The organism is Halobacillus sp. A1-3 (assembly GCF_050971765.1).
Taxonomy (GTDB): domain Bacteria; phylum Bacillota; class Bacilli; order Bacillales; family Halobacillaceae; genus Halobacillus; species Halobacillus mangrovi_B.
Map to the genome: position 1 here is coordinate 162,194 of NZ_JBPCEO010000001.1, position 25,394 is coordinate 187,587.

Sequence of the window (25,394 nt, forward strand, 5' to 3'; positions counted from 1 at the left end):
GGCGTTCCTTGAACAGGCACGCCACCTTTCTTCTATACCTCATCCGTACTTAGAGCATTTAGTATCACTTTTTTCAGTTGCGGGGTCAGCTTTTGCAGGTCCTCTACATTATAAATACCTGTAAAATATTGAATCACGAGTCCGTCTACAAAAGCCACCAGATAGGACGCTCCATTTGACGTATGAATCATTGGATACCTGCCCTCTTTGTCCAACTCCGTGAGCTTTTCCTGTAAATGATCCACCATTTCGTTAAAAGCTCCACTGAATGTTGTCCGATATATTTCTCCTTGTGTATAAAGGCTCATGACGGCTTTGATCAAATCAATATTCCGGTCATTATACTCCCAGGAATCATATAAAAATTGCTCAATAAAGTCTTCTAGTGTTGAGCTGGAATTGTCTTTCAATGCCTTTACGTAGTCATCCTCCAACTGTTTAAGGATTCGGTCCATATCTTCATGTGAAATCCGATGTTCCATCTTCTCACTCCTTCTCTATGTTTTGGGTATGATTCCCAACATGAGAAGAGTTCACACATTTACGGCCTGGAAGCTTTCAAGGTGAATTTGTATTCATCACTCTTGAAATGATTCTCGCTGTATTCAAAGATCGTACCATCTACGAATACGCTATACGACTGCATTTTCAGAATCGGCATCGATGCATCCACGTTTAAAGCCTCAGCTACATCCTTACTAGGGAGAACAGGAATAACCTCCTGAAAACTATCTTTAATTTTCATTCCTACAACTTTTTCAATGTAATCGTACTTAGAGCCCTTCATAATGCTGTACGATAAATCTGGAAAAAGGGATACAGGCAGATAGGTGTCCTCTAAAACATAGGGCACTTCATCGACGAGCCTCTGCCTGCGCACATAAAAAACTTTTTCATCCGGAGCTAGTTGCAGTCGTCTCCTTATATAATCAGGGGGTTCGATTAGCTGAAAGTCTAGAATATGGTTAACAGGTTCTTTATTCAACTTCCTCATTTCTTCAGTGAAACTAAGCAATTCAAAGATATTATGTTCGATTTTCTGTTCCTTCACATAGGTTCCGCTTCCTTGGATTTTTTCAAGTAAACCTTCCTCTACAAGCACCTTGATCGCCTGGCGTATCGTCACGCGAGAGGCATTGTATTGTTCAGAAAGGTGTTTCTCAGTCGGGATGGCCTCCCCTTCCCTCCAATTCCCTTTTTCAATCTCATCTTTAATCTGCTGGGCAATTCTTCGATACAAAGGTGCTGCCATACGTATTCCTCCCGTTCCATCTCTAGCCTAATTATAACGAATTTTTCACTTTATTTCGATACAAATGTTGACGCTTTCAATAATATGTATTATATTCATATTAACAATTAATTAATACAAATATAATACCTTTACTGGAGGGCGAGAAATATGAAAAGGCAAAACCTTGTTGTAGTCGGTGGCGGAAGTACGTACACGATTGGAATGATTATGAGCCTGATAGCTGAAAAAGATCAATTTCCTTTGAAATCAATTACGTTTTACGATACGAACTCAGAAAGACAGGAAAAGATCGCAAAAGCAACAGAGATCATCCTAAAAGAAAAATATCCTAAATTGGATTCTTTCCACTATACAACCGACAAAGAAGAAGCATTATCTAATGCAGATTTCGTATTTGTACAAATTCGAACAGGCGGCCTGGCAATGCGTGAGCAGGATGAACAAATCCCTCTTCGCTACGGAGCTGTAGGACAAGAAACGTGTGGACCAGGAGGAATGGCATACGGGTTGCGTTCTATCGGTGACATGATTGACCTTGTGAACGATATTCGCCATTATTCTCCTGATGCCTGGATTTTAAATTACACAAACCCTGCGGCAATCGTAGCGGAAGCGCTTCGCCGAGAATTCCCAGAAGATAAGAAATTGCTGAACATTTGTGATATGCCCGCGGCAATTATGGTGAGTTATGCAGGGATTCTTGGAAAAGATGTATTCGACCTTGTTCCTGAATATTTCGGCCTCAACCACTTCGGATGGTTCACAAAGATTCTCGACAAAGATGGGAACGATCATACGAATACCATCAAACGTGCCATTACTGAAGACGGTTTTATTCCGGAGGACGCTGAAATTGCAAACGACCCATCCTGGATCCATACGTTTAAACAAGTAGAACGCATGGTGACAGATTTTCCAGAGTACTTGCCAAATACGTATTTGCAGTACTATCTCTATCCATCTCAAATGGTGGAAAAAGAAGACCAAGCCAATACAAGAGCTCGACAAGTTATCAATGGTCGTGAAAAACGTGTTCACAACCTGGCTGATCAAATTATTGCCGATGGTACAACAGATAACGTGGAGCTTGAAGTCGACATCCACGGGAGATACATGATCCGCGTGGCAGCATCCATGGCTTATAACAATGGTGATATCTTCATTGTCATGGTGGAAAACAACGGAACCATTGCTAACCTGCCTGACGATGCCATGGTTGAAGTTCCAGCGATGATCACAAGCCGTGGTCCAAAACCATTTGCTGTCGGTCACATTTCCACTTTCTACAAAGGATTAATTGAAGGACAGTTGGCTTACGAAAAACTAGTTGTGGATGCTTACTATGAAAATAGTTATGAAAAAGCGTTACAAGCTCTTACCTTAAATCGAACTGTAGTAGATGCACCTCGTGCCCGTCAGATTCTTGACGACATGATCGAGGCCAATAAAGAGCACTGGCCAGCGCTATATGCAAATAAGCAAGTCGTTACAAACCAATAAGAGTACACCCGGGCATTGAATTGTCCGGGTCTCCTCTCAACCAAACAAGAAAGCGTTTCCTTATAAGGAGGATAAGAAGTGAAGAAATACTTTGGTAGTTTGCAAAAGTTCGGAAAGTCACTTATGGTTCCTGTCGCTCTTCTTCCAGCTGCAGGGATTCTGCTTGGTTTCGGGGCTGCCCTTACAGGTCCCCTGGCTGATTCTCTTGCTTTTTTACAAAATGACATCATTCAACTAATTGGTAATGGCATGTCAGATATCGGAATCAGCATATTTAATAATCTAGCTGTCATTTTTGCTATTGGTGTCGCCATTGGTTTGACAGGCGGCTCAGGTATTGCTGCTTTAGCTGCTCTATTAGGCTACATCATTATGAATAAAACTATTTCATTTGCTTTAGAAATTACCCCGGATATGGTGGCTGAAAGCGGAGAATATGGAATGGCCCTCGGTATTCCAACACTAGAAACCGGAGTTCTTGGAGGAATTGTTGTCGGGCTTTTAGCAGTCTGGGTTTATAATAAATTCCACGAGTTTGATCCTCCTGAAGTATTAGGTTTCTTTGCAGGAGACCGCTCTGTAGGTATTGTGATGGTATTCACTTCCATCTTTTTAGCCTTAGCTATGATGGTAGTTTGGCCTCCAATTCAAACCGGAATTAATGCTGTAGCTAATGTCATTGCAAACGGAGCGACCAATCCGCTATACATTGGACTCTATGGATTTCTTGAACGTGCATTAATTCCAACCGGCCTTCACCACATATGGTACGCCCCATTCCTATGGACCTCTTTAGGCGGGACCACCGAAGTTGCGGGTAGTATGGTATCCGGTGACCAGTACATCTTCTTAGCTCAAATTGCTGAAGGAGTTGAAGTTACAGCTGGACGTTTCATGGCTGGTAAATTCCCTGTTATCATGTTCGGTCTGTTAGGAGCAGCTTTAGCCATGTACCGTCGTGCAGATAAAAAGAATCAACCTGTTGTAAAAGGAATGCTGATTGCTGCAGCAGGGACAGCTTTTCTTACAGGTATTACAGAGCCAATCGAATTTACCTTCTTATTTGTGGCTCCATTACTATTCTTGTTTCACGCTCTTCTTGCTGGTGTTTCCTTCGCTGCGATGTATATGCTTGATGTCCATCTCGGATGGGCAGGTGGCTCAGGGCTGATTGACTATGTATTAGTTAATGCGATTCCAGGCACAGGAAACTGGTGGATGAATCTTGTAGCAGGCGCTATATTTTTCGTCATCTACTATTTCTCATTCTCTTTTGCTATTAAAAAATGGGATCTCGCTACACCAGGGCGCGGTGGACAAGAAAATAAACTTTATACGCGAAAAGACTTCAATGAGAAGAAAAAAGGCGGAAAGTCTGAACAAACTAAGGAAACAGCTCTTGCTATCATGGAAGCACTTGGCGGAGAAGAAAACTTGAAACATGTGGATGCCTGCTTTACAAGGCTGCGAGTAGAAGTGGCTAAAGTAGAACAGATTCAAGAGGAACGATTAAAAGAGCTCGGAGCAGCTGGCGTCGTGAAAGTAGACCACAACATTCAAGCCATCTTCGGAGGACGATCTGATCTATACAAAAACGAAATCAATCGCATATTAAAAGAGTCTCATGCATCCTAGTTAAACAGAAGGCGTACTACTTATTTAGAGTAGTACGCCTTTCCTTTTTCGTTTACACTTCATAATTTCCCTAGTTCCAAACTGCAATTAGAAGCGTAACCCCTTTGTATCCAAACTGGATACCAAAACCAATCAATATTAAACTCGCAATACCATGCACCCACTTCAACAGAGAGGGGTTCGCCAATAGTCGCCCAAAGTGAGTCGTAAAAGCAAGGTTTACATTCCATAAGCCTATCCCTATGAAGACTAATGAACTGATCAGAAAAGAATGAAATAGATTCTCTTCTCGAAAAGCTCCACTCAATACAGACCCATATATCCCAATCCAAAAAAGCAAGTTCATTGGATTCGTTCCAGCTATGAGAAATCCTCTAATAAAAGATGACCTTCTAACATGATTTGAACCACCCCGTTGCTCTAATGAGTTCCTTTCACTTTGGTCTATATGAGATGAACGAAGGCTTGTCCAACCTGTATAAGGACGATACACCCTACAAGCATCAGACTAACCTTTACCCACATCCATGATAAGAGTGTAGCGATGCCCAAGAACATCGCCCCCATTAATAATAGATCCGAAGACATGCCTCCCAGCCCTACAAACAATGCCGGCCAGAATCCAAAAGCAAGTCCTCTTTTGATAATTTCTATGTTAATCGGCCCTACGGGAGCTGCAATAGACAATCCAAGTATGATATATCCAACTGTAGTTGCTATCATAGGGGTCCCCCTTTGGACAAACAATTAGTTAAATACATGTAAGAGGTCCACAAAATAGAACATAAAAAAAGAGACAATGGCTTGTCCCTTTTCTATAATAAATAAATTAGTCCACCACAATATATGCTATCATCGGCCCGTTTGATGCGATGTCGGGGTGAGTATTGCAAATCAGGCGATATATCCCTTCTTTTTCAAGTTTCAAATCTACGATGGTCTCTTTTCCTTGCTGTACAACTCCTTTCACTTCTGTCCCTTCAATGTAGAATGGATGTTCTTTTCCATTTACTCCATAAATGCTTAACCTGAATGATTCATCTTTCTCTACAAAAATTGTCCCTGGATCCCAGCGGTAAGCTTCAATCTTCTTACCTTCAGCAGTTTCTGCTTTAAATTCTCCTGTAACGAGATTGATCATTCGGGGTTCGGTATTGACAGGTTCCGATGTAGTAGCTACGGCGCCTTTCCAGAAGAAGCTTCCTAGATAATAGGCAGCTAACGCGATGAGGACAGCTCCCGCTATCCAAGCAATTTTTCTGGCTGACAAGATTATGGCGTCCATTTGCATCCCTCCTAAGTATGTTTGCTAATGTATATGCAACACATCCTTAAGAACTTGTCTCTTTTTTTAAATCCATTTACTTAGGATAGTTTTACAGAAGCTGCATCTTCAGCATATGCCTCCTTATCCTGAAGACTTGAATATAAGATAATAGATTTTTTGGATGGGGGTGTTCCGTTACTTAGTAATCTGGAGAGGTGAGAGGGAAAATGGCTCGCTTTCCGCGGGGATGACGGCAACCCTCCTCGATTTGCAACCCGTGGGGTCTTGCCAACCATACTATTCCCTAGTTATATCTAGTTTTAGCCCCTAGCGGCTAGTGAGACTTCCCTCGCTTCTGTACGAGGCACCTCCACCTTTAGATTAGGAGGCTCACCATTTCCCCTCTCACCTTGCTATTTTTTGGCGGAACGGAAACCCATGCAAAAGTAGAAACTGCCCTTTTTATTCTGGAGATTCACTTTGAAAGTATACTGTCGGAATAGGATTGTAATGGATTTCAAGATGCTTATATTACAGAATTTCAATTAGCCTCACTCTAAATTCTGAAACCAGGTGGGTTTGAGAGGTTAATGACAGCGGGGATGGATGGAAAATGACGAGACTCCCAATTTAAATGTGGAAGCGCCTTGAACAGCGGCGTATGGACTGGACTGAGCTGTCGGAGATAAAGGAAACACGAAGAACGAAGTGATTCGATGTTGACTTATCGTACAGAAGCGAGGGAAGTCTCACTAGCCGCTAGGCGCTGGAACTGGATAGAACAAGGGAGAAGGACCTAGGCGAGACCCCACAGAGAGCGTAGCGAACGAGGAGGCTTGGCAGTTCCCCCACAGGAAAGCGAGTTATTTTACAGCCATCCCTAACACTATTGCATATACAAACCCACGGTATCTCGGAATCGAATCTTCCAGAATACTGCTATTAACTGGAATAACGATCCAATAAAAAAAGAACAGCGGAAGGGCTGTTCTTTACTTTAATCTTTATTAAGCCAGGCTCCTAATGAAGATTCATCCTCATCCCAATCCTCTCCGAGCAGCAAAGAATCACAACTGCGATCGAATTCAAAAGGTATAGCCTGCTCATATGTCGTTGGAAAAATATCTGCCCCTCGGAAATCCCTATACGGAGAATCAACCGGCAGACCATTCACACGATCTTTCCTTAACTCATCTACTACAATTCTCCCAATTTGTCTGCCTAGTCGAAGTCCTTCATCATTATCGACTGGATAATGCACCCCAGCATAAAGTCTTGATATTGCATCTTCTTCGGCAAGTTTATGCAAATTTCTTCGTTCTGAAGGGAAGAAATAACTTAATATAACTTCAGCCGCCCCAGAAATAGTGGCATGCCCAGATGGATAGGATGGATGCTTAGGTGTACAAATCACCGTGGCTAATTTCTGGTCAAGCTGATTTGGTCTTGGGACAAGCCATTTGTACTTTAAAGTCCAGCAAACAACTAAAGCGTCATTCATCCCAGCAAAAAGAGCTCCTAAGATTCGAGCTGCTCGCGGTGCTTCAACTCCATACGTATCAATCAACCGGTCAACAATCGGGATCCACTGTTTTGAAGGAGGTCCTTCACCCCAATAAATGGCGATTCTTTTTTGCTGCTTTGTTAAATTCTTCAGTGTATGTTGAACAACTCTCAATTCTTCTAGCCAATCAATTTTTTCAGGGTGCTTAATCTCTAAGTGAATCGGATGTCCATCTAATTTTTTAAACCCGTGCCTCCGGCTTTTTCTAATATAATAAGTTTGCCATTCTCCTGCTTTTGGTTCGACACCCTCTTCCACAGTCGGCGCATAAGCCGTCCCCGCATAAGGAATTTCCGTCCATAGAGGATAGGTTCTCTTCTTATGAGACATTGTCTCACCCCCCTTTTTACTACTTTATGGGCGTACAAGGGTATAGGTGAAACGATTTTCGATCCTTTTACAGCATTACGTTCTTCTCTGCCTGCTGTGTCTTTACTAAATCTGCGTAGAATCCTTTTTCTTCAATCAGCTCATAATGGGTACCTTTTTCAATAATTCGTCCTTTTTGTAATACTAAAATTTGATCGGCAGAACGGATTGTATTCAGTCTGTGAGCAATGACAAAACTTGTTCTCCCTTTCATCAATTTCTTTAGCGCATCGTTGATTTTCATTTCGGTGACAGTATCGATGCTACTAGTCGCTTCGTCTAATATTAACAGCGAAGGGTTGGCAATCATTGCGCGGGCTATGGAAAGCAGCTGTCTTTGGCCATGACTGACCCCTTTCCCATCAGGGTCGAGAATCGTGTCATAACCGTTTGGTAATTTTGTAATAAATTCGTGAGCATGAGAAGCTTTTGCCGCTTTTTCAACCTCTTCATCTGTTGCATCTATTCTTCCATACCGAATGTTTTCGCGAATGGTTTTATTAAACATCGTGGCATCCTGAAGAACGACCCCCATTTGACTCCTTAAGCTATCACGGGTAATAGAATGAATGTCTTTTCCATCTACAAGAATTCTGCCCTGATCGGGATCATAAAAACGAGACAACAGGGAGACGATCGTCGTCTTCCCTGCCCCTGTTGGTCCGACTAGTGCGACCGTTTCCCCCGCTTCGGCATGAAAGTTTACGTGAGCTAACGTCTGCTCACTGCCATCATAAGAAAAGGAAACATCCCGGAACTCAATGTTGCCTCTAATGGAGGATCTTTCTCCGGTGTCATTTTCTTCTGATTCATCAATAATATGAAAAACACGATCTGCACCAGCTACAGCCGAAAGTATCATATTAAACTGGTTAGCCAAATCATTCAGGGGGCGTGTGAACTGACGGGAATAGGTAGTAAACGTAACAATGATCCCAATGGATACATAACCGTTAAGAGCTAACAAACCTCCCCCACCTACGATGATGGCAAAGCTTACGTTATTCAGCATATTCATTAGCTTAGGAATGAAACCTGTATACACTTGTGCCCAATACCCCGATTGTCTTAAAGCTTCATTTTTTTCCTCAAAATCATGAATCACCCGCTCTTCTCTGGAAAACATCGTGATAATTGGCTGACCTGTAAACATCTCTTCCACGTAACCGTTCAGTTCACCTAAATGTTTTTGCTGTTCTTTAAAATAAGTGCCTGTTCGCTTCGTTATCCATTTCATCCCAAAATACATAACTGGAACGATCGTCAAGGTCAATAAAGTGAGCAGAGGACTAAGCCAAATCATCATTCCGATCGTACCCGTTATCGTCAACACGCTCGTTACGAATTGTACAACAGCTGTGTTCAGAGTCCGGCTCACATTTTCCATATCATTAGTCAATCGACTCATGAGATCTCCTTGCTGCCTTTTCTGGAAAAATAAAATCGGAAGTCTTTGCAAATGGGAAAACAGATGATTTCTCATTTGATACACTGTCGTCTGGGCAATACCGATCATCCAATAATTTTGCACCCACAACGTTAAAGAGTGGAAAAAATAGACCGCTAACAACAGGAAGATCATAACCATCAGTGTGTTGGTCTTTGGCTCAGCGATAACGATATCCACGGTTTTTCCGAGTAAAAAAGGACCGAGTAATGACAAGAGAGAACTTATGATGATCAACCCAATGACCAAAGAGAAACGTTTCTTCTCTGGAGCCATATAGCTCCAAATTCTTTTAAGGGTAGCTTTTATATTTTCAACTTTTGGAGGGGGTGTCCCTATTCCCATGTGGCGGGGCTGGCGTGCCATTACATCACATCCTCTCGCTGAGATTGAAAGACCTCTCGATAATATGGACTTTCATTTAGCAGCTCTTCATGTGACCCCTGGGCAATCAACTTGCCTTGGTGGAGCAGCAAGATTTGATTCGCTTCCTTCAATGAACTGATTTTTTGTGCGACGATAAACACGGTACATTGCTGGTTTTTCAGACTATTTAAAAGCTTCATTTCTGTATAAGCATCCAGAGCGCTGGTGCTGTCATCTAAAATCAATATTTTAGGCTTTCTTACAAGCGCTCGGGCTATAGATAATCGTTGCTTTTGTCCTCCAGAGAAAGTGACTCCCTTTTGCCCAAGCACCGTATCATACCCGTCAGGTAATGATTTAATAAACGAGTGAATCTGTGCTTGCTTAGCCGCTTCAACAATCTCACTCATTTTAGCATTTTCTTTTCCCCATGCTATATTCGAACGTACACTTCCAGAAAAAAGATGAATGTCCTGAGGAACAAGACTGATCTGTTTTCTTAAGCTTTTTATATCAAAACTTTCGATAGGAATGTCATCTAAATAGATTTCGCCGGAATGTTTTTCGTATAACCGGGGTATATGATGAAGTAAGGATGTTTTCCCAGCTCCCGTCTCCCCTAGCAGTCCAATGGTTTGTCCTGGTTGGGCATGAAAGGAGATATTTTGAAGCACTGGATGGGCGGAATGAAAGAAGGACACTCGGTCAAATTGAACTTCGCCTTTTAACTCCTGGTGAATTTTTTCACTGTCTTCTAAGTAAGAAGGCGCTTCTACATCAAGTACTTCACTGATTCGCTCTGCTGATGCATTCCCTCTGGAAAAGATCATAATTAGAAAAGTAAAAAGACCAAACGTAAACATTATCCTTGTCGCATAATTAATAAGGGCTACGAGTTCACCTGCCTGAATGTTTCCTAGGCTGAGTTTGTCGGCTCCAAGCCATAGGATAAGGAGGATAGAAGCATTCATCCCAAGCATAACGACTGGCATAGCTACTTCCATCAGCCAAAGCGCGCGCTTATTGACACCCATCAATTGCTTGTTCACATGTAAAAACCGATCACTCTCATAATCTTCTCTATTAAACCCTTTGATCAGACGAATCCCTGTCAAATTTTCACGTATGACAGTATTCAGCCTATCAAGGTTAAGCTGGACACGCTTAAATAAGCGCACACCTATTTTTAACACCCAGAAAAGAAATCCTAAAAAAGCAGGTACAGCAACAACAAGAATGAATGTTAGTTGAACATTAATCGTAAAAGCCATGATCAGACCAAAAATAATAAAAAGTGGTGCCCTAAGAGCAATACGGACAAACATAAATAAGAGACTCTGTATTTGAGTTACATCATTCGTCATTTTTGTAATTAAACCCGGAGTCGAAAATTGCTGGAAGTTTTCATGCGTAAATTTCTGTACTTTAGCGAACAAATCTCTTCTTAAGTCATAGCCTACTCCCTGGCTGAAATTTGCAGCAAAAAAGGAATTCGTAACACCCGCGGTAAAAGCTAACAGGGACAAGCCGATAAGGACGCTTCCCCACAGAGCAACGGTTGAATAATCTTCCGCTAAAATTCCACCATCAATGATTTTTGCCAAAATCAAAGGTTGAACCAATTCCACTATGAGTTCAATGAGCATTAAACTTAAGGCTATACCGGCCGACGTTTTATAATTCATTGAATAGGCGATGATCTTTTGCATAAAGTTTCCTCCGCAAGTATGAAAGTTCCTCTCATTATACAGGATAATAGAGTAGGATAGAACTAAGGAAGCTTACCTCTCCTTGTACAAACATATTGAACTTTAGTGATATAGGTATAACTTTTGTACACCACTACTTAAGCAGATAAACGTCGACTATAAACAAAATCACGGACTAACGTTTTTAAATACTGGTGTTTTATATTGTTGTGGTGTACAAGTTACAACCCTGTAAGTACTTGAGAATTCAAGAAAAAGGCAATAGAATTATACTAGTAGTATTTCCGAACCGAATGGAAGGTGATACAGTGAGGGATAATATAAAGCCTATTTTCCCCGTCACGGAAGAACTGCTAGAACTCGTTGACTTGCTAAATCAAATATCCGATTCCCAGGAGGATCAAGTGATACCTCAGACCATGACTGTGTTAAACAGGGTCTATGCTCAGGGAATTATGGAAGGATATCAGAAAGCCATGGAAAAGAATGCAACAAAAAAATAAGTTAAGATGAGGTGACTCGTGTGAGCGAAATGGAGAATGGGATTGATATTACTCTTGAGGTTGTTTGCGGCAAGTGGAAAGGGGCTATTTTGTGGCAGCTCCTTCACAAAGACCGACTGAGATTTAATGAGTTGCGCCGATCCCTTGATGGGAGTATTTCGTCACGTATTCTTTCACGCGAATTAAGGAAGTTGATTGAAGACGGACTTGTGGAACGCGTGGATTTTGAAACTATGCCTCCAAGAGTTGAATATTGCATCACTCCTTACGGCAAAACCACGGCCTCATTCTTAGAGTCCATGAATGAGTGGGGAATGGCTCATAAACGGATGTCTGCTTCAAAAAGTGAAATGGCTGATATGATAAATACGAAACATGATGAAAAAGAAAATGAGTTAGGTTAGCCATTCCCATTGTGTATATTGAAAAGGCTTCGTTAATAAAACGAAGCCTTTTCTATTTGTAGAAAGTTGAGTGTTCATTTTTTCATGGTTTATAAATCACCCGGAAATACAAGTCCGATTTTTCTCCGTGCCTCTTCCATCACTTTTGCTGCTACCAACGAATTTTCATGAGAATTTACAAGTGATTGACCTTGTCGGTTTTCAATGAGACTTATAAATTCCTGGACTTCATAAAACATAGGGTCATTCACATCTTCAGGTGTTAAAGACTCATTTGTACCGTCTTTATAATAAATTTCAATACCTTTTGGTTCAGAGATATCAGGAATGATTATGGATCCTTTTTCTCCTTGAATTTCACTAGGTGCGTAGGAATGTTGTATTTTCGAGTGCATAACTACAGCTTCCATTCCTTCATATTCCGCTATCAAGCTTCCTTCCCCATCAACTCCAGATTCCAGCATAACCGCATTGGCATGGATCGTCTCAGGCTCACCAAATAAAACAACCATAGGGTAGATGCCGTAGACACCTAGATCCATTAATGATCCATTTGAAAATTTAGGGTTGAAAGCATTTAAGACCGTACCTTCTTTGTATGCGTCATAGCGAGATGAATATTTGCAGAAGTTTCCTACAAAACGACGGACTTGTCCAATCTTATGTAAATTGTCACGGAGACTCACAAACCCAGGTAAGAGTGTTGACTTAACAGCTTCCATAAGAAGTACTCCTTCGGTTCTTGCTGAGTTGATCATCGAAGCAACTTCTTTTTGATTAGACGCTGTTGGTTTCTCACATAAGACGTGTTTTTTATGTTCCATGCATATGATCGCTTGCTCTGCATGAAAAGAGTTAGGGCTGGCAATATACACAGCGTCTAGCACGTCACTTTTTGCTAATTCCTGAACAGAAGTAAACGTATGACTTGCTCCATGTTTTTCAGCAAATTCTTCTGCCCGATCTTCTGTTCTAGAATAGACCGCAGTTAATTCAAAATTAGGATGCTGCTGAGCTGCTTGGAGAAACTTTTCAGTGATTGTATTCGTACCAATAATTCCGAAACGAACCATTATTCTTCATACTCCTTTTACTAATCAAGTTGATTCCATTATACAGGAATGAAAGAGCTTGCACAGAGGCAGACCATTATCGAATATAAGGTATGGTTAACTCGGCAAGCGCCTTTTGACCTTCCTTTGTAGGATGAACATCGCCTTTAATGATGTATTCCGGATGGCCTTTGAATGAGTGGTACACATCAATCAACTGGATAGAAGTGAAATGATTCATTATTTTTATTAAAGAAGCGTATTGCTGATTAAGATAATACAAAGGGGCATTCATTTTATCACCAGCAGCTGGATAAGGGTTATACAGATTATAGACGAGCACTTTTCCATCTGTAAGTTTATCGATTTCAAGGATGATCGAATACATATTATAAATAAAACCACGAATCACCGGTGCTACTTGTTCGATTTTAATTCCATCAATTCCCCCCTTATTCTTCTTAACTAAATTAAGAAGATCATTACCGCCTACATAGACAAGGACATAATCTGCGTTTCGAAGTGTACTCCTTATCTTATCATTGGACTGTACAGCAGCTAGGAGCTCTCTTGAAGTCAATCCTGGAACGCTCATATTCGTAACTTCCACATTCTTTTCCGATCCTATAATATAAGGAAAAGCCTCCTTTGGCGAAGTCTGGTTATCCTCTTCCAAATTATAGCCATATGGAATGGAATCTCCTAAGGCAACGATGTGCTTGTACTTCGCTGCAGAACTCGTATGAATTTGAAAACAAGTTATGATAAGCGTTAATACAATAGCCACCTTATTCACCATATCCATTTCTCCTACTTCCATGCTCTTATTATGTAAAAACACGACGCTGGACATGCCATGCGTCATGTTTTAATTATTTTTTGCCAATGAACATTTGTGTCCAATACTGTCCGTCTTGTGCAAAACCCACACCAATATGCGTCATGTTTTTGTTCATGATATTTTTGCGGTGTCCAGGACTGTTTAGCCACCCTTTGACCACTTGATCAGGTGTCTGCTGCCCTGCAGCAATATTTTCTGCAGCCGTACGGTAATCGACTCCAAATTCCTTCAACATATCAAAAGGCGTTCCGTAGGTCGGAGATGTGTGTGAAAAGTATTTGTTATCAGACATATCTTCAGCTTTTGTCTGGGCTACTTCTCCAACATCCGCACTATTTTTTAAAGGCGCTAATCCATTCTTTTCTCGAGCCTGGTTCGTCAGCTGAATGACTTCCTCGCGGAAAGCTCCGTCAACTTGGTCGGTTCGCTCCCGATTTGTACCCAGGTTGGCATTCTCATTACCTTGGTTTCGATCCGCATCCTCATACACATTAGGACCCTGGAATGGACCATTAGGACCGTTCGGGTTCATGCCTTCATAAGGAATATTGGCATCAAAACGATTCTGTCCGGGTGCAAGATCCTCTTTCCCAGGACTCTGGTTAGGCTGAATCCCTTGATCTTGCGGGCCAAAACTAACTTCATTCAAGTTATTTTGCTGGCTTTCTCTTGCCCGTTCTTCAGTTGTATTACAAGCTGCAAGCATGAATACCATGAAAGCAGCAAAGATTACTAACAGTAAACCTTTTTTCATCTTTCATCCTCCTCAGGAATTCATCACTCTTACTATTTGCCTGAGGTATTTTTTTATCCTGATTAGAGCGTTCCATTTTTCACTAAAAAAACCGCTATGTAACAACATAGCGGCTACTATTTATGTGGTTGTATGGCAATCAGGACAGCATGTTTGACAACCATTCACCTGATCGTAAGTATTATTAGCTTCTTCTAGTGCACTTGCGCAATCGGTATGACCGCCAAGGGCGAGCAGATTTTTTCAAATGGCATGAATTTACATCCTTCTTTGTGTACTTCATGATCTCCACCTGTTTGTTGGTTTTGGTTCACGTAAAACTGAGCCAAGTAAATAACCTCCTTTAGTTTTATTAGATGTTTACCCTTAGACCTTTTTACAAACATTTCCTTGTGCAATAGAAAAAGAGCCGCTTTTTTATAGCGGCTCTGACTAAAGAATTACATTTTCAACTTGAAACATACTACCTTTTGCTCTGTCATGGATTCAATAGCGTACCGTACACCCTCTCTTCCAATCCCCGAATTCTTTGTTCCACCAAAAGGCATTTCATCGATACGATAGTCACTGCTATCATTAATCATGATGCCCCCGACGTTCATATGTTTAATCGTATAGAAAGCCTTTTGAATATCATTAGTGAAAACCCCAGCTTGAAGTCCATAATTGACGTTATTCGCTTTTTCAACAGCTTCTTCTAAATCATCCACCGCTTCCATGATGACTACCGGACCAAAGATTTCCTCCTGCGCAATTCGAGCATGAGAAGGAACATTCGTCAGAACTGTAGGAGAATAAAAAGCCCCATTTCGCTTACCACCCACGGCAATGACTGCTCCTTCATCAACTGCCTGCTCAACCCAATTTTCCACTCTAATGGCTTCCCGTTCATTGATCATTGGGCCGACATCTGTTGATTCATTCATTTTATCGCCGACATTAAGCTGACTGGCAAGATCAACGACTCCCTTTAGGAACGTTTGATATATTTCTTTATCAACATATATCCGCTGAACTCCAATACAATTTTGCCCAGCGGCAGAAAAGCTTCCCGAAACACATGAAGAGACCGCTTCATCCATATCGGCATCCTTCAACACAATAACAGGAGAATTGGAGCCAAGCTCCATGCTTACCTTTTTCGTTCCTGAGATTTGAGTAATCCTTTCGCCCGCTTCAGAACCTCCAGTAAACGTGACCATTTTTATGGCTGAATGAGTGACCAGCGTATCCCCTATTTCTTTACCCGGTCCAGGTATGACGGACAATAATCCTTCAGGTAGACCAGCTTCTATAAAAGCTTCTGCCAATTTCAATGCACTTAGAGGTGTGACAGAGGCAGGCTTTAAAACTATAGCATTCCCTGATGCTATTGCGGGACCAATTTTGTGAGCGACCAAATTCAGTGGATCATTAAATGGCGTAATGGCACCAATGACTCCGACAGGAAAACGGTAGTAGTAACCGACTCGATCCTCACTGCCTTCGTTTTGATCAAAGTTAATGGTTTCTCCATTGATTCGCCTTGCTTCCTCTGCGCTGATTTGAATAGTCTGTGTAGCTCGCCTCACCTCACCTCTTGCTTCTGTTATCGTTTTACTTCCTTCAGAGGCAATAATCTGTGCGAACTCTTCTTTGTGTTGACGCATATAGTCCACAACATTATTCAGCACTTTGATTCGTTCATGAGTCGGCCATGACTTCATTTTTTTGTACGTCTGATCTGCTTTTTCAATAGCAGCGAGCATATCTTCTTTAGAAGCCTGGGGAACAAGGGCAATCAACTCATTGTTTTGTGGATTACGGACTTCAAATGTATCCTGCGCATCGGTCCACACTCCTCCGAGTAACATCTTCATCGTTTTAACCTTTGTCTGCATGATGGGCCCCCCTTAAATTTTGGCTAAAATAAGCTGCTGATGATAATGAATGAGATCGATTAATAGAGAAAAACCTGTTTCTTTCAGACCGGCCCCTGCTCCAGTAAGCATGATTGGACCTGCTAGATCGCATTCATAGACAATGGCGTTCGTTGCACCAGTCACACTAGCTAGTGGATCGTCAATAGCTATTCTTTCCGGTTTCACACTAGCTTTCACACTTCCACCCTCACTTGTGATCCTGGCTAGAAGACGGTATTTTTCGTCATCTTCCAAAGCGGACTGGATATCTTCAACGGTTAAACCGGATATTCCTATACACTCTACATCTGTGTGGGAAATTGGAACCCCCATGATATAGTTAGATAAGATAGCTGTTTTATATCTTGCATCATAGCCCTCTACATCACTTGTAGGGTCAGCTTCAGCGTAGCCCAGCTTCTGGGCTTTTTCTAATGCTTCCTTGTAAGAAAGCCCTTTTTCCATCTCTGTGATCATATAATTTGTTGTTCCATTTAAGATTCCCTTGATTTCCTTAATCTTATTACCTAGCAGTGTTGTTTTAGGCATCCTTAAAGCAGGTGTGCCACTCATCACCGTTCCTTCAAAGCCGAAAAACACGCCATTTTCTCTTGCTAGCTCTGAAAGTTCCTCAAATGCCAGAGCAACCGGACCTTTGTTCGTTGTGATCACGCTTTTCCTGTTTTCAAATGCTGTTCGGCAATGGGTAATAGCGGGCTCTCCTGTCTTTACATCCGTGAAAGTAACTTCGACAATGACATCGGCATTGGAGTTTTTGATTGTTTCGGTATTCGTCCAGCCTTTGATCGTTTTGGCATCATCAGGATAATTCTCAACAGAACCGTACTCTCTTACACAAGATAACAATTTTGATACATCAAGACCTTCAGGATTATAAATTGAACCCTTGATCATATCTGCAACGGCTACAACTGAAACATTTAAGCCGTGCTCTTCTTCCAACAATCTTTTTCGCTCTAAAATAATTTCTGCCAGTGCCTGACCTACCCCGCCAAAACCGATGAAAGCAAGTTTAATCGTCATCCTCTTCCTCCTTTTAACCTCTGCCACTCATAAACACACTGAGTCAATATCCTTACACCGTCTTGCATAGCCTCTTCGTCAATGTCGAAGTCCGACTGGTGCAGACTTCTCTCTCTTTCTAGACCGCAGCCTAGGAAAAACATAGCTCCGGGCATTTTTTCTGTGAAATAGCTGAAATCTTCACTCCCCATGCCGAACGGCTCATCATATACTGCCATAGGAGAGGCTGAATTTCTTATAATTTTGTTCATGGTTGAGTTATTATACAAAGCAGGCTCTCCGCGATGGATCGTCAGTTTATAGTTGCCTCCTAAGGAAGTGACAATCTGGGCTGCCTGATGAATTTCCGCAATCATTTTTTCTCTTACTTCCGAAGTATAAGACCTCATGGTGCCCTTGATCTCAACAGAATTAGGAATAACATTATTGGCGTCACCACCGTTGATTTGTCCTACACTAAGCGTTCCTACCTGAAGAGGATCGATTTTTCTGCCATTCAAACTATATAGGGCTTGCAACAGATAAGTGGCGATCCACAAGGGGTCAGTCACATGCTGGGGATAACCAGCATGCCCTCCTTTGCCCTCAATAATTAAATGAAAGTCGTCATTGTTGGCCATACTCGGTCCATCATGAACTTGAATTTCCCCTCTTTTTCTCCATGGGCACATATGGAGGGCCAATACAGCATCCAAATTGTTGAGCTTGCCAGTGTTAATCATTTTGATTGCACCGGTCTCACCCTTCTCATCACAATTTTCTTCTGCAGGCTGAAAAATCAATCGAACCGTTCCATTTAACGCTCCGCGTGCCGCATCCTCCGCTAGCAATTGGGCGGTTCCAAGCAAAATAGACACATGGGCATCATGCCCGCACGCATGCATAACCCCATCGCATCTGGAGTGGTAAGAAACGTCTGATTGTTCTTGAATCGGCAAAGCATCCATGTCAGCACGAAGCCCGATCACTGGACCATCACCAGCATGAAGGGTGGCAATGATTCCATAGCCACCCACTCCTTTCTCAATTTCATATCCACCTATTAAGCGCAAAGCTTTTTCTATTTCTTCACTCGTTCGCTTTTCTTGAAAACTGAGCTCGGGGAATTTATGAAAATTTCTTCTCCAATAAATTAACTTTTCATGCAGTTGTTTAGATCTATAGGCTAAGTCCGTGTTTTTGGTAACCATAACGATTCCTCCATCAACTTTTTGCGTAGGTTTGAATCGTCTGAAAGGCTTGGGCTAAATCCTGTTTCAGATCGTCGATATCTTCAATCCCTGCTGAATAACGGATTAATCCTTCAGGTATTCCCATTGCAGCTCTCTCTTCTGGCGTACATTCGACGTGGCTCGTTGTTCTAGAAGGTCCGACAACTGTTTCAACTGAGCCCAGATTAGCTGCACGATTTGCAAATTTCAGTTTTGGTAAAAGATCTCTAACTGTTTCAACTCCACCTTTGACCGCGAAGCTAAGCATCCCGCCATATCCTTTCATTTGTGTTTTGGCAATATCATGGTGCGGGTGCTCCGGCAGACCAGGATAAAAGACAGCTTCCACCAAATCAAATGTCTTCAGGTATTCGGCGATTTCTTGAGCGTTTTTATTTTGCTGATCGATTCTCAGCTTCAATGTTTTCATTCCACGCAGCAGTAAATAGGCGGCCATAGGATCGAGCGTTGCTCCATTGATTTCCCTGTAATGATAGATGGCTTCTACCAATTCTTTATTTCCGCAAACCACTCCGCCAAGAGCGTCCGCGTGACCGCCAAGGAATTTAGTTGCACTATGAATAACTAAGTCCGCTCCTAATTCCAGAGGGTTCTGATTGACAGGAGTCGCAAACGTGTTATCAACAATGACGATCGCACCAACAGCTCTGCCTGCTTCAGCCATTCTTTTAATATCTGTAATTTTCACTGTAGGATTTGTCGGACTTTCCAAATATAAAACCTTACATCCTTTTGCAATCTCCTCTTCTAATAATTCATGATTACCGGTCTCTGTTAGCACCACTTCGACTTGCTGCTTAGGGAGAAACTCCGTAAAGATTTTGTTCGTCCCCCCGTACGTATCTTTGATAGAGACCACCCGATCGCCTGGAAATAGTAATGTTCCTAATGTGTTCGAGATGGCTGCCATACCAGTTGAAAAGCTTGTCGCAGCATCTGCCCCTTCAAGAATTCGTACCTTTTCCTCAAAGGCTTGAACGGTAGGGTTCGTATTACGGCCATAAATGTGGCCTGGCTTTCTGCCAACTGCTACTTCATACCATTCATCCATATCGTCATAGCCAAAGGAAACACTGTGGACAACAGGTACCTGTGTAGCACCAAATGCCAACTGTTCTTTCTCTCCGGCCCAAATAGTTTTTGTACTGAATTTAGCGTCTTTCATGAATCGTCTCCTCCTTAGATACCAGTAATGAATATACATGACGGGCGATCGCAGTATCCTGGACTCCCGTACCAGATAGATCACAGACTGTCACTTGCTCATTTGTTAATCGCCCTTGCTGACTGCCACTTGTAATCTCACCCAATTCAATAGCTTTTTCAATCGAGTAAGATGGACAGTTTCTCAGTTCACCCAGCCTCTTGGACTGCTCGATTACATCACACACAAAAACGTCAGCTTGTTCAATGACTTTACAATCCAGTTCTTGTTTGTGCTCCGCATCAGAGCCCATCGCTGTAATATGCAGACCTGGATGAAGCCATTCAGCTCTCACAATTGGTTCTTTTGATGGTGTTGTAGTAACCACAATGTCACTCTTTTGCACAACCTCTTGTGGGCTCTCACACACGCTCACATTAAGACCCAGGACATTTTGTATATCCTGTTTAAACTCTTCAGCTCTTTCCGTTCTTCTTCCATACACAAGCACCTGTTCGATCGGCCGAACTAATGTTAGCGCTTGCAACTGTAATCTGGCTTGAGCCCCAGTTCCGATAATTCCGGCTGTATGGCTGTCTTCACGACTGCAATATCTTGCGGCCACTGCCCCTGCAGCAGCTGTCCTTATGTCCGTTAGCAGACCATTGTCAGCGAGTACAGCTTTCGGGACCCCTGTCTCAGCGCTAAGCAGGATCATCATCCCATTGGCGCTAGGCAAGCCTTTCTGTGGATTGTTGAAAAAACCGGAGGATAGCTTCACAGCGAAGCTATCGTCCCCCTCTATATAAGCTGATTTAATATCTACTTCACCATTGTTTGTGGGTATATCCACACGCATGATCGGAGGCATGTGCACGTTTTTAGTAATGAGTGCAGAAAAAGCGTCTTCAACGACGTTTACGACTTCTGTATCTAAACGAATGACACGTTCTATCTCTTGTCTTTGAAAAAGTTGAATCACCGACACCTCCCTAACTAATCTGACCACTAAGGTCCATATGATCTCTTACAATCAAGTCTTGTCGATACGTTGTGAAACGTTCACTTCCCGTTTCAGTTACACGGAAAGTTTCACTGATTTCTATTCCGTCCGTATCAAACCAAAGAGCAGGAATGAGGTGGAAGGTCATATTCGGTTCTAATACGGTACGATCACCTTTTCGAATACTAGCAGTATGTTCGCCCCAATCTGGAGGATAGTTAAGGCCAACAGAATAGCCTAACCGCGCTTCTTTTTCATACCCATGTTTCAGGATACTCTTCCGCCAAACTTCTTCCAGCTCTCCACATGTGACTCCGGGCTTTGCTGTATCGAGTACATTTTGAATTCCTTCAAGTACTACTGGTGCCACTTGCTTCAGTTTGTCATTGGCAGGGCCGATAGAAACGGTACGGGCAAGCGGAACGTGATACCGTTTATAACAGCCGGCCAGCTCAATAATGACAGCATTCCCCTCAACAAAAGGACGGTCCGTCCACGTTAAGTGAGGGATGGAAGTATGGTCACCTGTCGGAAGTAAAGGGACGATCGCCGGATATTCACCACCGTAATCCGGAGTTCCTTTAACCATGTGGTAATAAATTTCTGCAGCTGTATCGCATTCTCTGACACCTGGATAAATGCTTTCTACTCCCTTTGTCATGGCTAAGTCCGCGATTTGGGCAGCACGACGCATATACTCAATTTCCTGATCAGACTTCACAATCCTTACATAGTTGACGAGCAAAGTAGCGTCTTTGAACGTTGCATTAGGCAATCCCTTTTTCAAACGTTCTAGAGCCATACCCGTAAAATAATAATGATCCATTTCAACACCCACTGACCGATTGCCTTGACCGATCTGAGTCAAAATCTCTCCAATAAAATCCATAGGGTGATACGTATCTGAATGAACATAATAGTCAGGGTATGCGATCACATTCTCATCATAAATCCACGTGGTCGCCCTCGCCCCATTAGCATCTTGGTAACGACCGATCCATAAAGGCTGTGGTTCATCGATGATAATGACAAGCATTTGATGCACATAAAAGGACCATGCATCGTAACCTGAAAGATAATTCATATTTGCGGGATCCGTAATCAACAGTACCTCAATACCTTTATCAGCCATACGCTCTTTTGTTTGTTTTAAGCGATGGTGATATTCCAGAATATCAAATGGAAGCACCATTATATCCCCTCCTGCTCTCTTTTATCTGAATATTTAAACAACGATTAATTTCATTGTATTCAATGTTACTTTTTAATGTAATGTAAAAATTGTATGAAGTTTAAGCTTGGCATTTAGTACATTGTGTATTGAAACTGAGAGGTTCTGCAGGCAGACGTGCTCAGTGGAGAAAACTTATGCACATGTGGATATCTATATATAGTGGATAGATCTTTGGATAAGTGGGGAAATGTGTGGACAAAGGGGGCGAAGCTCAATAAATAAAAGAATGTTTGGGAAGAGATGAAATTATAAAAAAGGAACCTTCCGCTACTAAGAAGGTTCCTTTATCGTTTATAGTTTCTTTACGGTCTTCGAAATATTTTTTGAATGGGTGATGTCAGATATTACGGCTACACCGTTTGCCCCTGCACGAATGACTTCACTGGCATTGCTAGTCGTTATTCCTCCTATGCCAACGATAGGTAAATCCGGATAACCTTTTCGTAAAGCTGTGATCCAATCTGTCCCTACGACAGGCTTAGCATCCTTTTTTGTATCGGTCAAAAATATGGGACCCGCGCCTAAATAATCAACAGAATCAATAGAACTGTTCGTCACTTCCTCAGTATTCGAAACGGATAACCCGATGATTTTTTCAGGAAAGAGTGCGCGAACTTTGTCAGCGTCTTCATCTTCCTGACCAATATGAATCCCATCTGCTTCAAGAGGCTCTACAAGGGCGAGTTCGTCATTAATGAAAAACAGGATATCGTTCTCTTTACATATCTCTCGAAGTTTCCTGCCCAAGTCCAACTTTTCTTTTCCATTCAGTGACCCTGGTCCTTTCTCGCGATATTGAAAGGCTGTAATGCCTCCATCAATGGCTTCCTCTAAAATAGTGAGAGGATCTCTTTTGCAGTTTTGGCTTCCCATCACTAAATATTTTCGAAGTTTGCTAGAAAGATTCATCGATTCCTCTGCTCCCATTCCTTCTCACCCATAGCTAAAGCATCAAGAAAAGCCGGGACAAAGGTGCCAGGACCGATTACTGTAGATTGAGAGGCTGCATATTCAGCAGCTAAACCATAATATTCAACAGCAGCAAGCGATTTGTGCATGACAGAACCAGAGCCAGTCAAGGATGCAGCTAGAACCGATCCGAGCAGGCACCCAGCTCCTGTCACTTTTGCAAGCAGCGGATGACCGGTGTGGTTTGTCTTGATCTCTGATCCATCTGAAATTACATCAACCTCCCCTGTAAGGATGGCTGTTGTTGCATACTTTTCTGCTACTTTACGAGCAATTTCTTCATTATTTCCGGTGCCGATTGATTCGACCCCTTTGGTTTCTACTTCAATACCTATCAAGTGAGCTAACTCACCAGCATTTCCTTTAATTACTGTAGGTCTTACCTCCTGCAAGATTGATCTAAAGGATCTGGTTCTGAATTCCGTTGCGACTACCCCCACTGGATCAAGAACGACAGGAATTTCCGCTTCATTTGCCGCTTTTCCCGCTCTTATCATTGCCTCCAGCTGTTCCTCTGTCAGTGTTCCTATATTAATCAGAAGTCCTTGAGAAAGCCTTGCTACATCAGCTGCATCTTCTTTGGCATTTGCCATGATTGGGGAACCTCCGAAAGCAAGTAAACCATTAGCGCTAAAATTCATAACTACAGCGTTGGTGATATTGTGAATCAACGGCTGGTTTTTTCGCACTTCATTTATGATTCCTAGATTCATTTGTTAACTACCTCCGCTCGCACAGCAAAATGATTGGTTGGTCCGCTTCCATGACCTAAATCAAAAGAATGTCTGACCGCTTCCGTCACATAATACTTTGCTAATTTAACGGCCCTTACAATCGGATAACCCTGGCTTAAATAAGCCGTTATCGCGGCAGAATACGTACACCCTGTACCATGTGTATTTTTTGTCTCGATACGTTCTGATCGGAAGGTGTGAATCCAATCTCCGTCGTATAAATAATCCACAGCATCTCCTTGGAAATGGCCGCCTTTCACCAGTGCTGCACCGCAACCGAGTTTCTCTACAATGGATACTGCCGCTTGCTTCATGTCTTCTTTCGTTTCGATTTTCTCTCCTAACAGATCTTCCGTTTCAGGAATGTTTGGTGTAAGGAGTGAAGCTAAGGGAACGAGATGATTTTTCAAATACAGCCTTGCTTCTTTCTCAATTAAAGGGTCACCACTTTGAGCAACCATTACAGGATCCATTACATAGGACACGTTCATTTTCGCTATCCATTCCGCGACAGCTCCCATCATCTCTTCTGTTGCAATCATCCCGGTTTTTATTGCGTGCACAGGCATATCCGAAGAAATGGCTTCGAGTTGATTATCCAGCATATTTATAGGGAGATGGTGAACTCCCTTCACCCCTGTCGTATTCTGTGCCACAACCGATGTGATGACAGACATTCCATAGCTTTTTAACTCTTGGAAGGTTTTCAGGTCTGCCTGAACCCCAGCTCCACCACTTGGGTCTGTCCCGGCAATCGTTAACGCACAAGAGACTTGATTCATTTTGTAGTCACCCCCGCAGTCGGCCACTCTTCACAGGTCAGGGACATTTCCCAGAACAACCATTCCAATTGACAACTCTTTCTAAAAGCTTCCTTCATTTTTTGCTGTTCAGATTCAGAAGCTTCAGCAGCAAGTGAATCTAATCTGGCACGTAAATGGTTCGTCAGCGTTTCGATTTCTCCATTTGCATAGAAGCTGATCCAAGGGTGAAAAGGGTGATTTTCTGTCGGCTGATATTGCTTCATAAGTGTGTGTCCAATTTCAAGGTAAGTCCACGGACATGGAAGCAAGGCGGCTAGTATCTCTCCTAAACTGCCTTGATTGGCATGAAAGATCATATGCTTGATATAGTGATCCGCAGTCGGTGGAAGTGGATACCCTTGTAGCTCTTCATAGCGCACTCCAATGTGTTCACAGAAATTATGGTGCGGATGGACTTCACTATGAAGAACAAAGCTGACTTGATCGTTAAAAAACTCGATATCTTCACGCTTCGAAGACTTGGACATAGCAATGCCATAGACGTGCATGAACGCATTCAAGTACTCGTAATCCGCTTTGATGTAATGGGCTATGGATTCAGGTGGAACAACACCTTCTCCGATTCCTTTAACAAATGGATGTGTGAAAATCTCTTCAAAAATATCGTTATTTTCTTCTCTTAACAACTCTGTAAATGTCATGG

Annotated in this window: 24 protein-coding genes and 1 pseudogene; 4 read left to right on the forward strand and 21 right to left on the reverse strand. The window is 42.3% G+C overall.

Annotation, left to right across the window (positions count from 1 at the left end; genetic code table 11):
• Window positions 1–32 precede the first annotated feature (32 nt).
• Window positions 33–482: a hypothetical protein gene (locus tag ACRYKC_RS00750; protein WP_433804737.1), complete on the reverse strand. Its 450-nt coding sequence runs from the start codon at window positions 480–482 to the stop codon at window positions 33–35.
• 59 nt (window positions 483–541) lie between these two features.
• Window positions 542–1,252 (reverse strand): GntR family transcriptional regulator, encoded by a 711-nt coding sequence (locus ACRYKC_RS00755; RefSeq protein ID WP_433804738.1) that lies wholly within the window; start codon window positions 1,250–1,252, stop codon window positions 542–544.
• A gap of 150 nt (window positions 1,253–1,402) precedes the next feature.
• Between ACRYKC_RS00755 and ACRYKC_RS00760 the strand changes: the two genes are divergently transcribed.
• Both ACRYKC_RS00760 and ACRYKC_RS00765 read left to right on the forward strand, forming a co-directional pair.
• Window positions 1,403–2,755: a 6-phospho-alpha-glucosidase gene (locus tag ACRYKC_RS00760; RefSeq protein WP_433804739.1), complete on the forward strand. Its 1,353-nt coding sequence runs from the start codon at window positions 1,403–1,405 to the stop codon at window positions 2,753–2,755.
• 78 nt (window positions 2,756–2,833) lie between these two features.
• Window positions 2,834–4,390: a PTS transporter subunit EIIC gene (locus tag ACRYKC_RS00765; protein WP_433804740.1), complete on the forward strand. Its 1,557-nt coding sequence runs from the start codon at window positions 2,834–2,836 to the stop codon at window positions 4,388–4,390.
• A gap of 70 nt (window positions 4,391–4,460) precedes the next feature.
• On the opposite strand, the pseudogene ACRYKC_RS00770 reads toward ACRYKC_RS00765, so the two are convergent.
• The 5 genes and pseudogenes from ACRYKC_RS00770 to ACRYKC_RS00790 all read right to left on the reverse strand — a co-directional run bounded on the left by ACRYKC_RS00770 (window position 4,461) and on the right by ACRYKC_RS00790 (window position 11,112).
• A pseudogene (locus ACRYKC_RS00770) lies at window positions 4,461–5,113 on the reverse strand (LysE family translocator).
• Window positions 5,114–5,219: 106 nt separating this feature from the next.
• Window positions 5,220–5,675, reverse strand: a complete 456-nt coding sequence (locus ACRYKC_RS00775; protein ID WP_433804741.1) for a cupredoxin domain-containing protein — start codon at window positions 5,673–5,675, stop codon at window positions 5,220–5,222.
• 979 nt (window positions 5,676–6,654) lie between these two features.
• Window positions 6,655–7,551, reverse strand: a complete 897-nt coding sequence (locus tag ACRYKC_RS00780; protein WP_433804742.1) for a vanadium-dependent haloperoxidase — start codon at window positions 7,549–7,551, stop codon at window positions 6,655–6,657.
• Between the two features lie 67 nt (window positions 7,552–7,618).
• The gene (locus ACRYKC_RS00785) at window positions 7,619–9,403 is read right to left on the reverse strand and encodes an ABC transporter ATP-binding protein (RefSeq protein WP_433804743.1); all 1,785 of its coding nucleotides are present in this window, start codon (window positions 9,401–9,403) and stop codon (window positions 7,619–7,621) included.
• Window positions 9,403–11,112, reverse strand: a complete 1,710-nt coding sequence (locus ACRYKC_RS00790; protein ID WP_433804744.1) for an ABC transporter ATP-binding protein — start codon at window positions 11,110–11,112, stop codon at window positions 9,403–9,405. Before ACRYKC_RS00790 ends, ACRYKC_RS00785 begins: the two co-directional genes overlap by 1 nt.
• A 293-nt stretch (window positions 11,113–11,405) precedes the next feature.
• On the opposite strand from ACRYKC_RS00790, the gene ACRYKC_RS00795 reads away from it, so the two are divergent.
• Both ACRYKC_RS00795 and ACRYKC_RS00800 read left to right on the forward strand, forming a co-directional pair.
• Window positions 11,406–11,615: a hypothetical protein gene (locus ACRYKC_RS00795; RefSeq protein WP_433804745.1), complete on the forward strand. Its 210-nt coding sequence runs from the start codon at window positions 11,406–11,408 to the stop codon at window positions 11,613–11,615.
• A 29-nt stretch (window positions 11,616–11,644) separates the two neighbouring features.
• Complete coding sequence (locus ACRYKC_RS00800; RefSeq protein WP_433805112.1) at window positions 11,645–12,019, forward strand: winged helix-turn-helix transcriptional regulator; 375 nt, start codon at window positions 11,645–11,647, stop codon at window positions 12,017–12,019.
• Between the two features lie 89 nt (window positions 12,020–12,108).
• Here ACRYKC_RS00800 and ACRYKC_RS00805 read toward each other — a convergent pair whose 3' ends face one another.
• From ACRYKC_RS00805 to tenA, 14 genes are all read right to left on the reverse strand, one after another.
• On the reverse strand, window positions 12,109–13,092 hold the full coding sequence (locus ACRYKC_RS00805) for a Gfo/Idh/MocA family protein (RefSeq protein ID WP_433804746.1): 984 nt from the start codon (window positions 13,090–13,092) through the stop codon (window positions 12,109–12,111).
• 76 nt (window positions 13,093–13,168) lie between these two features.
• A complete protein-coding gene (locus ACRYKC_RS00810; RefSeq protein ID WP_433804747.1) occupies window positions 13,169–13,870 on the reverse strand; it encodes an SGNH/GDSL hydrolase family protein in 702 nt (233 codons plus the stop codon).
• A 73-nt stretch (window positions 13,871–13,943) separates the two neighbouring features.
• Window positions 13,944–14,666, reverse strand: a complete 723-nt coding sequence (locus ACRYKC_RS00815; RefSeq protein ID WP_433804748.1) for a CAP domain-containing protein — start codon at window positions 14,664–14,666, stop codon at window positions 13,944–13,946.
• Window positions 14,667–14,860: 194 nt separating this feature from the next.
• Window positions 14,861–14,995: a hypothetical protein gene (locus tag ACRYKC_RS00820; protein ID WP_433804749.1), complete on the reverse strand. Its 135-nt coding sequence runs from the start codon at window positions 14,993–14,995 to the stop codon at window positions 14,861–14,863.
• 111 nt (window positions 14,996–15,106) lie between these two features.
• A complete protein-coding gene (locus ACRYKC_RS00825) occupies window positions 15,107–16,546 on the reverse strand; it encodes an aldehyde dehydrogenase family protein (protein ID WP_433804750.1) in 1,440 nt (479 codons plus the stop codon).
• Window positions 16,547–16,558: 12 nt separating this feature from the next.
• The gene (locus ACRYKC_RS00830) at window positions 16,559–17,611 is read right to left on the reverse strand and encodes a homoserine dehydrogenase (protein ID WP_433804751.1); all 1,053 of its coding nucleotides are present in this window, start codon (window positions 17,609–17,611) and stop codon (window positions 16,559–16,561) included.
• Window positions 17,608–18,801, reverse strand: a complete 1,194-nt coding sequence (locus ACRYKC_RS00835; RefSeq protein WP_433804752.1) for a M20 metallopeptidase family protein — start codon at window positions 18,799–18,801, stop codon at window positions 17,608–17,610. Before ACRYKC_RS00835 ends, ACRYKC_RS00830 begins: the two co-directional genes overlap by 4 nt.
• 13 nt (window positions 18,802–18,814) lie before the next feature.
• Window positions 18,815–20,008: a cystathionine gamma-synthase family protein gene (locus tag ACRYKC_RS00840; RefSeq protein WP_433804753.1), complete on the reverse strand. Its 1,194-nt coding sequence runs from the start codon at window positions 20,006–20,008 to the stop codon at window positions 18,815–18,817.
• Window positions 19,995–20,969 carry a cyclodeaminase gene (locus tag ACRYKC_RS00845; protein WP_433804754.1) on the reverse strand — a complete coding sequence of 325 codons (975 nt, stop codon included), beginning with the start codon at window positions 20,967–20,969 and terminating at the stop codon, window positions 19,995–19,997. The genes ACRYKC_RS00840 and ACRYKC_RS00845 overlap by 14 nt, the downstream gene beginning before the upstream one ends.
• A 10-nt stretch (window positions 20,970–20,979) precedes the next feature.
• The gene (locus tag ACRYKC_RS00850) at window positions 20,980–22,182 is read right to left on the reverse strand and encodes a M24 family metallopeptidase (RefSeq protein WP_433804755.1); all 1,203 of its coding nucleotides are present in this window, start codon (window positions 22,180–22,182) and stop codon (window positions 20,980–20,982) included.
• Between the two features lie 333 nt (window positions 22,183–22,515).
• Entirely contained in the window at window positions 22,516–23,133 is a 618-nt protein-coding gene (gene thiE, locus ACRYKC_RS00855; RefSeq protein WP_433804756.1) for a thiamine phosphate synthase, read from the reverse strand.
• Window positions 23,130–23,906 (reverse strand): hydroxyethylthiazole kinase, encoded by a 777-nt coding sequence (thiM, locus tag ACRYKC_RS00860; protein WP_433804757.1) that lies wholly within the window; start codon window positions 23,904–23,906, stop codon window positions 23,130–23,132. The genes thiE and thiM overlap by 4 nt, the downstream gene beginning before the upstream one ends.
• Window positions 23,903–24,709 carry a bifunctional hydroxymethylpyrimidine kinase/phosphomethylpyrimidine kinase gene (gene thiD / locus ACRYKC_RS00865; protein ID WP_433804758.1) on the reverse strand — a complete coding sequence of 269 codons (807 nt, stop codon included), beginning with the start codon at window positions 24,707–24,709 and terminating at the stop codon, window positions 23,903–23,905. Before thiD ends, thiM begins: the two co-directional genes overlap by 4 nt.
• Window positions 24,706–25,392: a thiaminase II gene (gene tenA / locus ACRYKC_RS00870; RefSeq protein ID WP_433804759.1), complete on the reverse strand. Its 687-nt coding sequence runs from the start codon at window positions 25,390–25,392 to the stop codon at window positions 24,706–24,708. The genes thiD and tenA overlap by 4 nt, the downstream gene beginning before the upstream one ends.
• Between the last annotated feature and the right edge of the window lie 2 nt (window positions 25,393–25,394).